This is a genomic window from Streptomyces sp. NPDC104367, from assembly GCF_055583825.1.
In genome coordinates, this window is the sequence record NZ_JBVJND010000011.1 from 130,639 (window position 1) to 144,570 (window position 13,932).

Below are 13,932 nucleotides of genomic sequence, written 5' to 3' on the forward strand. Positions count from 1 at the left end.
CTATGCCTGGGGATCTCCATCGACCAGACGCCCCAGGATCAGCGCGATCCGCAGCGTGAAGGCGGATCGTACATCGGACGGTGACCATCCGGTGACGTCAGTCACACGTCGAAGCCGGTAGCGCACGGTGTTCGGGTGGACGAAGAGCATCCGGGCGGCGCCCTCCAGACTGCTCGCCTGCTCCAGATAGACGCTCAGTGTTTCCAGGAGCGCCGAACCCGCTTCTTCCAGTGGTCTGTAGATCTCCTCCACCAGCTGCTCGCGCGCGCTCGGATCGCCCGCGATGGCGCGTTCCGGCAGCAGATCGTCCGCCAGTACCGGGCGCGGCGCGTCCTGCCAGGCGGAACACGCCTTGAGGCCCGCGGCGGCGGCCTGCGCGGACCGCGTGGCGGCCAGCAGATCGGGTACGACGGGCCCGGCGACGACCGGTCCGGCGGCATAGGGCCCGATCAGCGATTTGGCGACGGCCAGCGGGTTGTCGTTGCCGCCCGCGATGACGACGAGCCGGTTCCCGAGCACGCCCGTCAGCACCTGGAGCTTGGCGTGCCGGGCGGCCCGCCGGATGGCCTCGACGGTCAGCTCGCTGTCCCCGTCCGGCGCGGTCCCGAGCACCACGCACACGTTGTCCGGCGAGTTCCAGCCGAGGGCCGCGGCCCGGCTCACCGCGCCCTCGTCGGCCTCGCCGCTCAGCACGGCGTTGACGACCAGCGACTCCAGCCGGGCGTCCCAGGCCCCCCGTGCCTCGGCGGCCTGGGCGTACACCTGGGCGGTGGCGAAGGCGATCTCCCGGGCGTACACCAGCAGTGCCTCGCGCAGCACGCTCTCGTCCCCGGGGGCGGCCACCTCGTCGATGGCGCTCTCCATGACCTCGATGGTGGTCCGCACCATCTCCACGGTCTGCCGCAGCGTGATCGCCCGCGTCAGCTCCCGCGGCGCGGTCCCGAACACGTCCGTCGAGATCGCCTGCGGGGCGTCGGGGTGCCGGAACCACTCGGTGAAGGCCGCGATGCCCGCCTGGGCCACCAGTCCGATCCAGGAGCGGTTCTCCGGGGGCATGGCCCGGTACCACGACAGGGTCTCGTCCATGCGCGCGATGGCCTGGGCGGCGAGACTGCCGGACGACCTCTCCAGTCGCCGCAGGGTCGCGGAGTGCGGGTGGACCTCATGAGCCGAGGGGTCGGACTTGCGCGTTACGGGTTCGGGCACGTGGACAAGACTGCCTTATCGGGACGGCGGTCTGCGCCGCCGGGTGCCGACTGCGGTCTACGGTGGGGCGGTGATGGACGTCAGGCGCGCGGCGGAGCGCTACCCCGGGGGAGACCCGGCGGCCGGGATCGAGTCCCGGCACGCCTTCTCCTTCGGCCCGCACTACGACCCCGGCAACCTGCGCTTCGGCGCGGTCATCGCCTGCAACGAGGAGCGGCTGGCACCGGGTGCCGGCTTCGACGAGCATCCGCACAGCCACACCGAGATCGTGACGTGGGTGGCCGAGGGGGAGCTGACCCACCGCGACTCCGAGGGCAACGAGACGGTGGTCCGCCGCGGGGACGTGCAGCGCCTCAGCTCGGCGGGGGGCGTCCGGCACGTGGAGCGCAACGACGGCGAACTGCCCCTGGTCTTCGTCCAGATGTGGCTGGCGCCGGTACGCCCCGGCGGCGAGCCGGCGTACGAGATCGTGCGCGGCATCGCCGACTCGACGCCGTACGCCGTCCCGGAGGCGGGCGCGATGCTGCACGTCCGCCGGCTGGCGGCGGGGGAGCGGACGGCGGTACCGGACGGGGCGTACGTCTACGCGCACGTGGTGCGCGGCGAAGTACGGCTGGGCGGAGAGCCGTTGGGGCCCGGGGACGCGGTGCGGATCACGGCGGCCGAGGACGTGTCGGCGCACGCGCTGACGGCGGCCGAGCTGCTGATGTGGGAGATGACCGGGTAGCCGCGCCTCGCGGCCGGCCGCGGGCCGGTGGGGGCGGGCCGCGCGGTTCCCCGCGCCCCCGGCGCGGCACTAGTTCCGTGACTCCTTCAGTACCGCGTCCGTGAACGCCGGCCATGCCCCGGTCGCCCAGGGGCCGAAGGGGCGGTCCGTCAGCGCCGCGCAGGCCACGCCCGCGTCGGGGTCCACCCAGAGGAACGTGCCGGACTGGCCGAAGTGGCCGAACGTCCGGGGCGAGGACGAAGCGCCCGTCCAGTGCGGCGACTTGGAGTCCCGGATCTCGAAGCCGAGCCCCCAGTCGTTGGGGTTCTGGTGGCCGTAGCCCGGCAGCACGCCCTTCGTGCCGGGGTAGTGGACGGTCAGCGTCGCCTCCGCCACCGTCCGCGGGTCCAGCAGCCTCGGCGCCTGGAGCTCCGCCGCGAAGCGGAGCAGGTCGGAGACCGAGGACACGCCGTCCTTCGCCGGGGAGCCGTCGAGCGACGTGGACGTCATGCCGAGGGGCTCCAGCACCGCCTGGCGCAGGTACTCGGCGAAGGGGATCTCCGTCGCCCTGGCGACATGGTCCCCGAGCACCTCGAACCCGGCGTTGGAGTACAGCCGCCGCTCCCCGGGCGGCGCGGTCACCCGGTGCTCGTCGAAGGCCAGCCCCGAGGTGTGCGCGAGCAGATGCCGTACCGTCGCCCCCGCGGGCCCGGCCGGCTCGTCCAGCTCGACCGCGCCCTCCTCGTACGCGACGAGCACCGCGTACGCGGCGAGCGGCTTGGTGACGGAGGCCAGCGGGAAGCGGTGACCGACCGGTCCGTGGCCGCCCAGGACGGTTCCGTCGGCCCGCACGGCACCCGCCGCGGCGGTGGGCACGGGCCAGTTCTCGATCAGCGCGAGGCTCTGCAAGGACATGCCCACGACCCTAAGCGGCTCAGAGCGGCAGGATCATCGTGGGGTCCGGCTTGTGGACGAAGCCGAGCGCCGTATAGAGGGGCTCGGCCTCGGCGGACGCGGTCAGCATGACCTGGCCCGCGCCCCGCTCCCGGAACCAGGCCAGCAGCTCCTCCATGCACGCGCGGGCGTACCCGCGACGGCGCGCGGCCGGGTCGGTGGCCACGCTGAAGACGTACCCGGCCCGCCCGTGCGGGCTGCCCGCCCTGCCGATCCGGTAGTCGACCGTCCCGGCGACCAGCGCCGCCAGCGCCCCCGGCCGGTCCGGATGGTCCACGACGAACGCGGCGAAGTCGCCGTCCGCCCCGCCCAGCCGCTCCACGAGCCCCGGCAGCGCCTCGGCGTGCCACCGGGTGGAGACGTCCCCGCCGGGGAGCGCGTCGATCATGACCTGGCGCAGACGCAGCACTTCCGGTGCGTCCTCGGGGGTGGCACGGCGTACGAGGCTCATGTCCGTGCACGCTAGCCAGCGGCCGTCACCCGCGTCGCGGTATTTCTTACCGGGTTCCGCTTGCTTGGAGTGCACTCGAAGGTCATAGCGTTGGTGCATGACGGTGATGCAGACCACGACCGCGGCTCCCACCGAGCGGCAGACCCCCGCCCCCGCCGACATCTGCTCCGCCCCACCCCGGCGGCACCCGCGTCCCGAGGGCCAGGACCGCTACACGATCAGCGAGGTCGTCGCCTTCACCGGCCTGACCGCCCACACCCTGCGCTGGTACGAGCGGATCGGGCTGATGTCCCACATCGACCGCTCCCACACCGGCCAGCGCCGCTACACCAACCGCGACCTGGACTGGCTGGACTTCGTGACCAAGCTCCGGCTGACCGGCATGCCGGTGGCGGACATGGTGAGGTACGCGGAACTGGTGCGGGAGGGCGAGACGACCTACGGCGAGCGCCGGGAACTGCTGGAGCAGACCCGCCGGGACGTCGTGTCGAGGATCGCGGAGCTGCACGACACCTTGTCGGTCCTGGACCGCAAGATCAGTTTCTATGAGACGGGCGGTGACCGCAGCGGCCCGTCGGGGGCGCGGGGAACCGCGCGGCCGGCCCCCACCGGCGGGTAGCCGGAGTACGGCCCGTCACAACTCCGCCAGCAACTCCGCCTTCTTCGCGGAGAACTCCTCGTCGGTGACCAGCCCCGCCTGGTGCAGCTCCCCCAGATGGCGGATCCGCTCGGCGATGTCGGCCGGGTCGCGGCGCCCGGCGGGCGCCGGCAGCGCCGCCGCCCCCTTCGCCCGCACCGCCTCCAGCACCGCCGCCGCGAACGGCAGCGACTCGTGCACGGGTCCGTACCCCAGCCCGAACACCACCGTCGCCGGGTCCTGGTCGGGCTGCGCCGGCTGCGCCCCCGCGGGGTCCCGCCGCAGCAGCCGCAGATGCCCCTCGAAGACCTCCGGCGAGCGCCACTGCACGCCCCCGAGGTCGGCGACCGCGAAGCTCTGGTCGCCGGCCCTCCACTTGGCCGTGGACGCGCCCGTCCAGGACCACCGGAAGTGCACGGCGCCGCCGTCGAAGCTCGCCTTCCCGTCGTAGGCCTTGAACTGCCGGGGTGCCTCGGGGGCGGCCACCAGGAACCGCTCCACCGGGCCGGACCCGGTGAGCAGGGGGCGCAGTTCGTCGGCGTAGTACTCCGCGAGCGTCTCGTGCTCGGCCGGCAGGACCAGACGGTAGGGGTCGCTGCCCTCCTTCAGCTGTCCGGCCGCCGCCTCCACGAGCGGGTCCGCGCCGGGACGCGGCTCGGCACGCAGAACGACCGTGCCCCGTTTCCCGGCCGTCAGCGTCACGCCCGCCAGCGCGGCCAGCGGCACCCGGCGTTCACCCAGCGTCTGGAACAGCTTGGGTGTTCGAATCCCCTGTTCGTAACGGATGAGCACGGAGTCGGACTCGAACTCCCAGGCGGCATGAAATCCGGCCAGTACGTCACCCATGCGGCTCATCGTATGTGGCACGTGCTCGTCAGTCCCATCCCCGTGCGCACCGCACTTCCTGCTGTCTCTACGCGCGTCCGGCCGTCGACGTGCCGGACAAACCCGTCCGGCACCCGTCATCGTCGTGGGCGCACGTCACCGCGCCGTACTCGCCGACCCCGATGTCGGCGAGGTTGCGCAGACTGTCCGTGCCCGGCTCGAAGTAGCCGGCGTGTCCCTGTGCGTCGCGTGCCGACAGCACGCGTGCCCCGAAGGAGGCGGAGACCGGGTCGGCGCCGTGGCCGAGCCCGCCGAGCTCCAGGTAGGGGACGTCCTGGATCCAGTCGGTGGCGTCCCGCATCGCCCACACCCGGGCCGAGGTGTCCAGGTGGGAGGCCTTCTCGACCCGCATCCCGGGGCTCGCGGCCACCGCTATGTCGGCCACCCGGCGCGGCATGCCGTGCGCGGCGACCCCGCAGACCACCGAGCCGTAGCTGTGGCAGAACACCGACACCGGCGTGATCCCGGGCAGCGCCCGCAGCAGCGCGTTCAGGCGTACGGCGCCCTCCCCGGCCGCCATGCCCGTCGCCGCGCCCACCCCGAGGCCGTCCGGCGCGGTGTAGTCGGCCCAGGCGATCACCGCCGTACGGGTCGCCGGGCTCGCCGTGCGCTCCGCCGCGTACAGCGCCCTGGCCATGCCGACCGGCGCGGTGTACTTGCGGTTCGTCTTCTGGAAGGTGAGCAGGTCGGTGTCGACGCCGGGGACGACGACGGAGATCCGATCGGCCCGGTTCAGGTCGCCGAGGACCTCCGCGACCCGGCCGTCGCCGTCGGGGTCGAAGGCGAGGATCTGCCGGCCCTTGGCCAGCAGCGCCTCGTAACGGTGCATCCGGCGGCCCGCGTCCTGCTGCCCGGCCGCGGTGAGCCGCGGGTCGTGCATGCGTTTCCGCTCCAGCCGGCGCTGCTGGTCGAGGGCGATGCGGTTGGCGCGGTAGCGCAGTCCGACCGGGGCGCCGTTCAGGTTGCCGACCACGAGGGGGTAGCGGTGCGCCAGCCGGTCGCGCTCCTGCGCGCCGAGCGAGGCGAAGAAGCGGGCGAGCCGCGCGGGGGACTCCACCGGGTCCGGCAGGTGCAGCCCGTGGACGACGCCGTGGCCCCACTTGTCCAGGGAGGCCTGTAGCGCACTGGTCTCACGGTGGCTGCGCAGGGCGGTCCAGCCGGTGGTCGCGAGCATCACGAACACCACGGCCAGAGCGAGCAGCGCGCGCCAGACGTTGAGCGGCGGGGAGGTGTCGAAGGAAGTCACTGGGAGGACACACTAGGAGAACGAAGGGGTCTCGCGGTAACCGAGTGACGGTTATCACGTTTCGGCAAAGGTGAGGCTCGTCCCAGGCCGCCGACGACCTGTGTCAGCCCTTGCGCCAGGTGTCGGCGAGCGCCGGTCCCAGCTGATCGAGGCAGGCCGCGGTGAGTTCGCGGATCGCCGTGGCGCTGAAGTCCTCACCGACCGACCACTGGCGCTCCGTCACCCGGATCACCGCCCCGAAGACGGCGACCACGAGCCGGGGCCGGGGGTCGCTCTCCGGGTCGACGCCCTCCCGTTCGGCGACGATCCGGGCGATCTCCTCCTCGGTCTCGGACTGGCGCCGCAGATGGGCCGCGTGCAGCGCCGGGGTCGCCTCGATCATCTTGTACGTGCGCATCAGCAGCTCGACCGGGACGTACCGCTCGACGGCCTCCTCGATGCTGTCCCAGCCGTCCATGACGGACCGGCGCAGCGCCTGGAGCGGTGTCTCCTCGGGCGGCCGGCCGCGCACCGCCTCGACGTAGTGCGCCTCCGCGAGCCGGGGCACGAAGAAGGCCACGTCCTCCTTGCTGGCGAAGTAACGGAAGAACGTGCGCTGCGAGACGTCCACGGCCCCCACGATCTCGTCGACGGTGGTCCGCTCGTAGCCCTGGGTGACGAACAGTTCGAGCGCGGAGCGCAGCAGCGCGTCCCGGGTGCGCTGCTTCTTGCGTTCGCGCAACGTTTCCATGCCTGACAGTTACTGACTTGTGAATTTGTTTGTCAACTGTCAGAGGCTGTCACTAGCCTCGCGGGCATGACTAGTCAGACCACGATCGACGCGGCGGGGTCGGGGGACGGGGCCTCGGCGGCCGCACCGCAGCGGCCGCCGGCCTCCGGCCTGCGCGGCCACCCCTGGTTCACCCTGATAACGGTCGCCGTCGGGGTCATGATGGTGGCCCTCGACGGCACCATCGTGGCCATCGCCAACCCGGCGATCCAGAAGGACCTCGGCGCCACCTTCGCCCAGGTGCAGTGGATCACCAACGGCTACTTCCTCGCCCTCGCGGTCTCCCTGATCACCGCGGGCAAGCTCGGTGACCGCTTCGGCCACCGGCAGACCTTCCTGATCGGCGTCGTCGGCTTCGCCGCCGCCTCCGGCGCCATCGGCCTGTCCGACAGCATCGGCCTGGTCGTCACCTTCCGGGTCTTCCAGGGCCTGTTCGGCGCGCTGCTGATGCCGGCCGCGCTCGGTCTGCTGCGGGCCACCTTCCCGGCCGAGAAGCTCAACATGGCGATCGGCATCTGGGGCATGGTCATCGGCGCCTCCACCGCGGGCGGCCCGATCCTCGGCGGTGTGCTGGTGCAGCACGTCAGCTGGCAGTCGGTGTTCTTCATCAACGTCCCGGTGGGCGCGCTCGCCCTGGTCCTCGGCGTCGTGATGCTGCTCGATCACCGCGCCGAGAACGCCCCGCGCTCCTTCGACCTCCTCGGCATCGCCCTGCTCTCCGGCGCGATGTTCTGCCTGGTCTGGGCCCTCATCAAGGCGCCGACCTGGGGCTGGGGCGACGGCAAGACATGGGCCTTCATCGCCGTCTCCGTCCTCGGCTTCGCCCTCTTCTGCCTGTGGGAGACGAAGGTCGGGGAGCCGCTGATCCCGCTCGGCCTGTTCCGCTCGGTCCCGCTGTCGGCGGGCGTGGTGCTCATGGTGCTGATGGCCATCGCCTTCATGGGCGGCCTGTTCTTCGTGACGTTCTACCTCCAGAACGTCCACGGCATGGACCCGGTCGACGCCGGCCTCCACCTCCTGCCGCTCACCGGCATGATGATCGTCGGCTCCCCGCTGGCCGGCGCCGCGATCACCAGGCTCGGCCCGCGCGTCCCGCTGGCCGGCGGCATGGCGGCCACCGCGATCGCCATGTACGGCATGTCCACGCTCAAGGCGGACACCGGCAGCGCGATCATGTCCCTCTGGTTCGTGCTGCTCGGCCTCGGCCTCGCGCCGGTCATGGTCGGCGCCACCGAGGTCATCGTCGGCAACGCGCCGATGGAGCTCTCCGGTGTGGCCGGCGGCCTCCAGCAGGCCGGGATGCAGATCGGCGGCAGCCTCGGTACGGCCGTCCTCGGCGCCGTGATGGCCTCCAGGGTCGACAACGACCTGCCGGGCAACTGGACCGACGCGGGGCTGCCGAAGCTGACCCCGGCCCAGCTCGCCCAGGCCTCCGAGGCGGTCCAGGTCGGGGTCGCGCCGGTCGCCCAGGGCACGCCCGCGCAGATCGCCGCGAAGATCACCGGCGTCGCCCACGACACGTTCATCTCCGGCATGAGCCTCGCCTCGCTGGTCGCGGCGGGGGTGGCGGCGGTCGCCATCCTGGTCGCGCTGCTGACGAAGCGCGGCGAGAACGCGGACGCCGGTGCGGGTGTGGGGCACATCTGACGCCGCATCAGACTTCGGCGTCGGACGCCGACATCTGACGCCGACATCTGACGCCGACATCTGACGCCGACATCTGACGGCGGTATCTGACGCCGATTCGGGCGGAGTTCACCTATCAGGGTGACTCCGCTAAAGATTCCTCGCCCTCGGCACGCGCCGCAGGTCACAGTTAGTCAAGTCCTCCGCAGGGCATGGGGACGGGCTGTCCGGGTTGCGGCGCGCTGCTGGAGGGGGGTGGCGCGCCGTCGCCCGGCCGCGGACCGGTGGGGGCCGGTCGCGCCGCGCCCCTGACGGGGCTACTCGGCTGCCGGCAGCCGAGTAGCCCGGGCGGTCCGGGCGGCGCAGCGGCACCCCGCAGGCGCCGGTGGGCGCGACGCCGTGACCTCGGCTCGGACGCCCTCGCACAGGCCGGTCACCTCGGCCCTGAGCGCCCGTACCTCCTCGGCCAGCAGCTCGATCGCCTCGGTCTGCCGCCGTTCCTCCACGTCGTCCTTCTCGAACCGCGCGATGAACCAGGTCGCGATGTTCGCCGTGACCACACCGAGCAGCGCGATCCCCGACAGCATCAGGCCCACCGCGATCATCCGGCCCAGCCCGGTCGTCGGCGCGTGGTCGCCGTATCCCACCGTCGTCATCGTCGTGAACGACCACCACAGCGCGTCACCCAGCGTGCGGATGTTCCCGTTCGGCGAGTCGCGTTCCACCGACAGCACGGCCAGCGACCCGAACATCAGCAGGCCGACGACCGCGCCCACGACGTACGTCGTCAGCCGGATCTGCGAGGCCATCCGCGCCCGCCGCCCCACCAGGGTCAGCGTCGCCACGAGCCGCAGCAGCCGCAGCGGCTGGAGCAGCGGCAGCACCACCGCGCACAGGTCTATCCAGTGCGTCCGCACGAACTCCCTGCGGCGGGGCGCCAGGCCCAGCCGGACCAGGTAGTCCAGGGCGAAGGAACCCCACACCACCCACTCCGCGCCCGTGCACGCGGCGGTGAGGACGTGCCCCGCGGAACCGTCCACGATCGGCAGCGCGTAGGCGACGGCGAAGGCCACCGCGAGCGCCAGCAGCGGACGTTGGGTGTGCTGCTCCCAACGCGCCTGCGCCGTTTGTTGCTTCATGCGGGCATCGTAAGGAGACAGCCGAGGCCGGCGGGGGCGCGTCCGCGCCCCGAAAGGGGCGCGGGGAACTGCGCGACCGGCCCCCACCGGCCCCCGCCGGCCTCCTCGCGGAGCGCTATGCGTCGCCGCCCGCCGCGCCCGGGTGAGCCGCCGTCACGTCGAGCAGCTGGTACCGGTCGATGGCCTGCTTCAGCACCGAGCGGTCCAGCCTGCCCTCGCGGGCCAGCTCGGTCAGCACCGCGACCACGATCGACTGCGCGTCGATGTGGAAGAAGCGGCGCGCCGCGCCCCGGGTGTCGGCGAAGCCGAAGCCGTCGGCGCCCAGCGACTGGTACGTGCCCGGCACCCAGCGCGCGATCTGGTCCGGAACCGATCGCATCCAGTCGGACACGGCCACGAACGGACCCTCGGCGCCGCTCAGCTTCCGCGTCACGTACGGGGTGCGCTGCTCCTCCTCCGGGTGGAGCAGGTTGTGCTCCTCGCAGGCCACGGCCTCGCGGCGCAGCTCGTTCCAGGAGGTGGCGGACCAGACGTCGGCCTTCACGTTCCAGTCCTCGGCGAGGATCCGCTGCGCCTCCACGGCCCACGGGACCGCCACGCCGGACGCCATGATCTGCGCCGGGAGCGTGCCCGCCGTGCCCGCGCTGATCCGGTGGACGCCCTTGAGGATGCCCTCGACGTCCACGTCGGCCGGCTCGGCCGGGTGCTGGATCGGCTCGTTGTAGACGGTCAGGTAGTAGAAGACGTCCTCGCCGTGGGGGTGCTCGGCGTCGCCGCCGTACATACGGCGCAGGCCGTCCTGGACGATGTGCGCGATCTCGTACGCGTACGCCGGGTCGTAGGCGACGCAGGCCGGGTTCGTCGAGGCCAGCAGCTGGGAGTGGCCGTCCGCGTGCTGGAGGCCCTCGCCGGTCAGGGTCGTACGGCCGGCGGTCGCGCCCAGTACGAAACCGCGCGCCAGCTGGTCGGCCATCTGCCAGAACTGGTCACCGGTGCGCTGGAAACCGAACATCGAGTAGAAGACGTAGACCGGGATGAGCGGCTCGCCGTGCGTGGCGTAGGCCGAGCCCGCCGCGATCAGGGAGGCCGTGCAGCCCGCCTCCGAGATGCCGTCGTGCAGCATCTGGCCGGTCGGCGACTCCTTGTAGGCGAGCAGCAGGTCGCGGTCGACCGCCTCGTACTGCTGGCCGAGCGGGTTGTAGATCTTCGCGCTCGGGAAGAAGGAGTCCATGCCGAACGTGCGGTACTCGTCCGGCGCGATCAGCACGAAGCGACGGCCGATCTCCTTGTCCCGCATGAGGTCCTTGAGAAGGCGCACAAAGGCCATCGTCGTCGCGATGGACTGCTGGCCGGTGCCCTTCTTCACGGTCGCGTACGTCTTGTCGTCCGGCAGCGCGAGCGGCTGGGAGCGCACCACGCGCGTCGGGACGTACCCGCCGCACTTGCTGCGCTGGTCGTGCATGTACTGGATCTCCTCCGAGTTCCGGCCCGGGTGGTAGTACGGCGGCGGGCCGGACTCCAGCTCCTTGTCGGAGATCGGCAGGTGCAGGCGGTCGCGGAAGCCCTTGAGGTCGTCGACCGTCAGCTTCTTCATCTGGTGCGTGGCGTTGCGGCCCTCGAAGTTCGGGCCCAGCGTCCAGCCCTTGATCGTCTTGGCCAGGATGACCGTCGGCTGGCCCCTGTGCTCCGTGGCCGCCTTGAACGCCGCGTAGATCTTGCGGTGGTCGTGGCCGCCGCGGCCCAGGTGCAGGATCTGGTCGTCGGTCATGTTCGCGACCATCGCGCGCAGCCGGTGGTCGTCGCCGAAGAAGTGCTCGCGGATGTACGCGCCGGACTCGGTGGCGTAGGTCTGGAACTGGCCGTCGGGGGTCGTGTTCATCCGGTTGACGAGGACGCCGTCGCGGTCCTGGGCGAGCAGCGGGTCCCAGGTGCGGTCCCAGACCAGCTTGATCACGTTCCAGCCGGCGCCGCGGAACTGCGACTCCAGCTCCTGGATGATCTTGCCGTTGCCGCGCACCGGGCCGTCCAGCCGCTGCAGGTTGCAGTTGACGACGAAGGTCAGGTTGTCCAGGCCCTCGCGGGCGGCGATGGACAGCTGGCCGAGCGACTCGGGCTCGTCCATCTCGCCGTCGCCGAGGAACGCCCAGACGTGCGACTTGGAGGTGTCGGCGATGCCGCGCGCCTGCATGTAGCGGTTCATCCGGGCCTGGTAGATCGCGCCCAGGGGGCCGAGGCCCATGGAGACCGTCGGGAACTCCCAGAAGTCCGGCATGGAGCGCGGGTGCGGGTAGCTGGAGAGGCCGTCCGGGTACTTCGACTTCTCCTGGCGGAAGCCGTCCAGCTGCTGCGCGGTGAGCCGGTCCAGGAGGAACGCGCGGGCGTAGATGCCGGGGGAGGCGTGACCCTGGAAGAAGACCTGGTCGCCGCCGTCGCCCCCGTCCTTGCCGCGGAAGAAGTGGTTGAAGCCGACGTCGTAGAGGGAGGCGGAGGAGGCGAAGGTGGCGATGTGGCCGCCGACCCCGATGCCCGGCCGCTGGGCCCGGGAGACCATCACGGCCGCGTTCCAGCGGGTCGCGTTCAGGACCTTGCGCTCGATCTCCTCGTTGCCCGGGAAGAAGGGCTCGGCGCGGGTCGGGATCGTGTTCACGTAGTCCGTGCTGCGCATCTCGGGTACCGCCACCCGCCGCTCGCGGGCGCGCTCGATCAGGCGGAGCATCAGATAGCGGGCCCGCTCCCGGCCGCGCTCGTCCACGGCGGCGTCGAGCGAGTCGAGCCACTCCTGGGTTTCCTCGGGGTCGAAGTCAGGAACCTGACTCGGAAGGCCGCCAATGATGATCGGGTTGCGATCGGATCCGGAAGCCACGCTGTTCCTTACCTGTCAGAGGGGCACTGATTCCCTGCTTTTCCCTGCGTTTCCCCGCACCGCTGTCCATCGTCCACCCCGGGACAGCACGCGTCATCTCTACCGCGAGGTAACTCGGGACCGGCCAAAACGCAACGATACGCCCGAGGTGTGACGCGCTTGGCAAACTCGTTCGACCGTCGTATGTGAGGATGATTCCGAAAGGCGCATTGCGGGCAAAAGGGAGTGGTGTGCGCCACACCCTTCCGCGATACGGTGCCGGGAGTTGCGGCGACACGGCCGGGATCGTCACCGTTTCGGCGGTCTGAACGGCCGGGTACTTGCGCGATCCGTCCCGCCCGTGTGGACTACGGCCAATGCTTCGCGCACGCGCGTGGCTGAGTTCATCACCAAGACATGATCAGGAGGCAACCCGTGAGCGCGACCGCGGACCACGCGGAGGAGCGGACCACCCCTGCCGTCAGGCTGGGGTTCCAGCCAGACCAGGTGGTCCAGGAGATCGGCTACGACGACGACGTCGACCAGGAACTCCGCGAGTCCATCGAAGAGACCATCGGCGGCGAGCTGATGGACGAGGACTACGACGACGTGGCCGACGCCGTGGTGCTCTGGTTCCGTGAGGACGACGGCGACCTGACGGACGCGCTGGTCGACGCCCTCGGCTACCTCGAAGAGGGTGGCTCGATCCTGCTGCTGACGCCGAAGACCGGCCGCGACGGCTACGTCGAGCCGAGCGACATCGGCGAGGCGGTCACGACCGCCGGCCTCTCGCAGACCAAGAGCGTCAGCGTCGGCAAGGACTGGAACGCCAGCCGCCTGAACACGCCGAAGGGCGCGGCCAAGAAGCGCTGACCGCCCCACCCGTGGACGGACCGGACTCCCGGTCCGTCCACGGGCCCGCCGTGATCGCCCCCGAGGGTCGCCGCATAGGGTGGTCTCACCCGAACAGGCCCTTACGAAGGGATGCACCACGATGGCGATCCAGGTCGGCGACAAGGCACCCGACTTCGAGCTCAAGGACAACCACGGCCGGACCGTGAGGCTGTCCGACTTCCGGGGCGAGAAGAACGTGGTGCTCCTCTTCTACCCCTTCGCCTTCACCGGCGTCTGCACCGGTGAGCTGTGCGAGCTGCGCGACAACCTCCCGAAGTTCGCGGACCGCGACACCCAGCTGCTCGCCGTCTCGAACGACTCCGTCCACACCCTGCGCGTCTTCGCCGAGCAGGAGGGTCTGGAGTACCCGCTGCTGAGCGACTTCTGGCCGCACGGCGAGGTCTCGCGCGCCTACGGCGTCTTCGCCGAGGACAAGGGCTGCGCCGTCCGCGGCACCTTCGTCATCGACAAGGAGGGCGTCGTGCGCTGGACCGTGGTCAACGCGCTCCCGGACGCCCGCGATCTCGGCGCGTACGTGACGGCGCTCGACGCCCTGTAGGCCGGGTGGGTCCCCTAG

General features: G+C 71.4%; 13 protein-coding genes. 5 read left to right on the plus strand and 8 right to left on the minus strand.

Annotated features, from left to right (window positions below; translation table 11 throughout):
* The gene (locus ACZ619_RS18625) at nt 1–1,206 is read right to left on the minus strand and encodes a PucR family transcriptional regulator (RefSeq protein ID WP_469599907.1); all 1,206 of its coding nucleotides are present in this window, start codon (nt 1,204–1,206) and stop codon (nt 1–3) included.
* Between the two features lie 73 nt (nt 1,207–1,279).
* On the opposite strand from ACZ619_RS18625, the gene ACZ619_RS18630 reads away from it, so the two are divergent.
* Nucleotides 1,280–1,933 (plus strand): pirin family protein, encoded by a 654-nt coding sequence (locus ACZ619_RS18630; RefSeq protein ID WP_469600091.1) that lies wholly within the window; start codon nt 1,280–1,282, stop codon nt 1,931–1,933.
* 69 nt (nt 1,934–2,002) lie between these two features.
* Here ACZ619_RS18630 and ACZ619_RS18635 read toward each other — a convergent pair whose 3' ends face one another.
* A complete protein-coding gene (locus ACZ619_RS18635) occupies nt 2,003–2,827 on the minus strand; it encodes a serine hydrolase domain-containing protein (protein WP_469599909.1) in 825 nt (274 codons plus the stop codon).
* Between the two features lie 19 nt (nt 2,828–2,846).
* Nucleotides 2,847–3,317, minus strand: coding sequence for a GNAT family N-acetyltransferase (locus tag ACZ619_RS18640; RefSeq protein WP_469599911.1), 471 nt, complete (start codon nt 3,315–3,317; stop codon nt 2,847–2,849).
* A gap of 97 nt (nt 3,318–3,414) precedes the next feature.
* Here ACZ619_RS18640 and ACZ619_RS18645 point away from each other — a divergent pair, with 97 nt between their 5' ends.
* Nucleotides 3,415–3,936: a MerR family transcriptional regulator gene (locus tag ACZ619_RS18645; RefSeq protein ID WP_469599913.1), complete on the plus strand. Its 522-nt coding sequence runs from the start codon at nt 3,415–3,417 to the stop codon at nt 3,934–3,936.
* A gap of 15 nt (nt 3,937–3,951) precedes the next feature.
* Here ACZ619_RS18645 and ACZ619_RS18650 read toward each other — a convergent pair whose 3' ends face one another.
* From ACZ619_RS18650 to ACZ619_RS18660, 3 genes are all read right to left on the minus strand, one after another.
* Nucleotides 3,952–4,800, minus strand: coding sequence for a DUF4429 domain-containing protein (locus tag ACZ619_RS18650; protein ID WP_469599915.1), 849 nt, complete (start codon nt 4,798–4,800; stop codon nt 3,952–3,954).
* Between the two features lie 67 nt (nt 4,801–4,867).
* Complete coding sequence (locus tag ACZ619_RS18655) at nt 4,868–6,085, minus strand: alpha/beta hydrolase (protein ID WP_469599917.1); 1,218 nt, start codon at nt 6,083–6,085, stop codon at nt 4,868–4,870.
* Between the two features lie 103 nt (nt 6,086–6,188).
* Nucleotides 6,189–6,815, minus strand: a complete 627-nt coding sequence (locus ACZ619_RS18660) for a TetR family transcriptional regulator (RefSeq protein ID WP_469599919.1) — start codon at nt 6,813–6,815, stop codon at nt 6,189–6,191.
* A 66-nt stretch (nt 6,816–6,881) separates the two neighbouring features.
* Between ACZ619_RS18660 and ACZ619_RS18665 the strand changes: the two genes are divergently transcribed.
* Nucleotides 6,882–8,501 carry an MFS transporter gene (locus ACZ619_RS18665; protein WP_469599921.1) on the plus strand — a complete coding sequence of 540 codons (1,620 nt, stop codon included), beginning with the start codon at nt 6,882–6,884 and terminating at the stop codon, nt 8,499–8,501.
* 296 nt (nt 8,502–8,797) lie between these two features.
* Here the strand turns inward: ACZ619_RS18665 and ACZ619_RS18670 are convergent, their stop codons facing one another.
* Nucleotides 8,798–9,619, minus strand: coding sequence for a potassium channel family protein (locus tag ACZ619_RS18670; RefSeq protein WP_469599923.1), 822 nt, complete (start codon nt 9,617–9,619; stop codon nt 8,798–8,800).
* Between the two features lie 115 nt (nt 9,620–9,734).
* Nucleotides 9,735–12,482 (minus strand): pyruvate dehydrogenase (acetyl-transferring), homodimeric type, encoded by a 2,748-nt coding sequence (gene aceE, locus ACZ619_RS18675; RefSeq protein WP_469599925.1) that lies wholly within the window; start codon nt 12,480–12,482, stop codon nt 9,735–9,737.
* A gap of 414 nt (nt 12,483–12,896) precedes the next feature.
* Here aceE and ACZ619_RS18680 point away from each other — a divergent pair, with 414 nt between their 5' ends.
* Together ACZ619_RS18680 and ACZ619_RS18685 are read left to right on the plus strand one after the other, a co-directional pair.
* Complete coding sequence (locus ACZ619_RS18680; protein ID WP_469599927.1) at nt 12,897–13,334, plus strand: DUF3052 domain-containing protein; 438 nt, start codon at nt 12,897–12,899, stop codon at nt 13,332–13,334.
* A 121-nt stretch (nt 13,335–13,455) separates the two neighbouring features.
* The gene (locus ACZ619_RS18685) at nt 13,456–13,914 is read left to right on the plus strand and encodes a peroxiredoxin (protein WP_469599929.1); all 459 of its coding nucleotides are present in this window, start codon (nt 13,456–13,458) and stop codon (nt 13,912–13,914) included.
* The last annotated feature ends 18 nt before the right edge of the window (nt 13,915–13,932 follow it).

Excerpts from the sequence above, each read along its gene's own strand:
- ACZ619_RS18630 (WP_469600091.1), top strand. The coding sequence starts at position 1,280 with ATGGACGTCAGGCGCGCGGCGGAGCGCTACCCCGGGGGAGACCCGGCG.
- ACZ619_RS18635 (WP_469599909.1), bottom strand. The coding sequence starts at position 2,827 with ATGTCCTTGCAGAGCCTCGCGCTGATCGAGAACTGGCCCGTGCCCACC.
- ACZ619_RS18640 (WP_469599911.1), bottom strand. The coding sequence starts at position 3,317 with ATGAGCCTCGTACGCCGTGCCACCCCCGAGGACGCACCGGAAGTGCTG.
- ACZ619_RS18645 (WP_469599913.1), top strand. The coding sequence starts at position 3,415 with ATGACGGTGATGCAGACCACGACCGCGGCTCCCACCGAGCGGCAGACC.
- ACZ619_RS18650 (WP_469599915.1), bottom strand. The coding sequence starts at position 4,800 with ATGGGTGACGTACTGGCCGGATTTCATGCCGCCTGGGAGTTCGAGTCC.
- ACZ619_RS18660 (WP_469599919.1), bottom strand. The coding sequence starts at position 6,815 with ATGGAAACGTTGCGCGAACGCAAGAAGCAGCGCACCCGGGACGCGCTG.
- ACZ619_RS18665 (WP_469599921.1), top strand. The coding sequence starts at position 6,882 with ATGACTAGTCAGACCACGATCGACGCGGCGGGGTCGGGGGACGGGGCC.
- ACZ619_RS18670 (WP_469599923.1), bottom strand. The coding sequence starts at position 9,619 with ATGAAGCAACAAACGGCGCAGGCGCGTTGGGAGCAGCACACCCAACGT.
- ACZ619_RS18685 (WP_469599929.1), top strand. The coding sequence starts at position 13,456 with ATGGCGATCCAGGTCGGCGACAAGGCACCCGACTTCGAGCTCAAGGAC.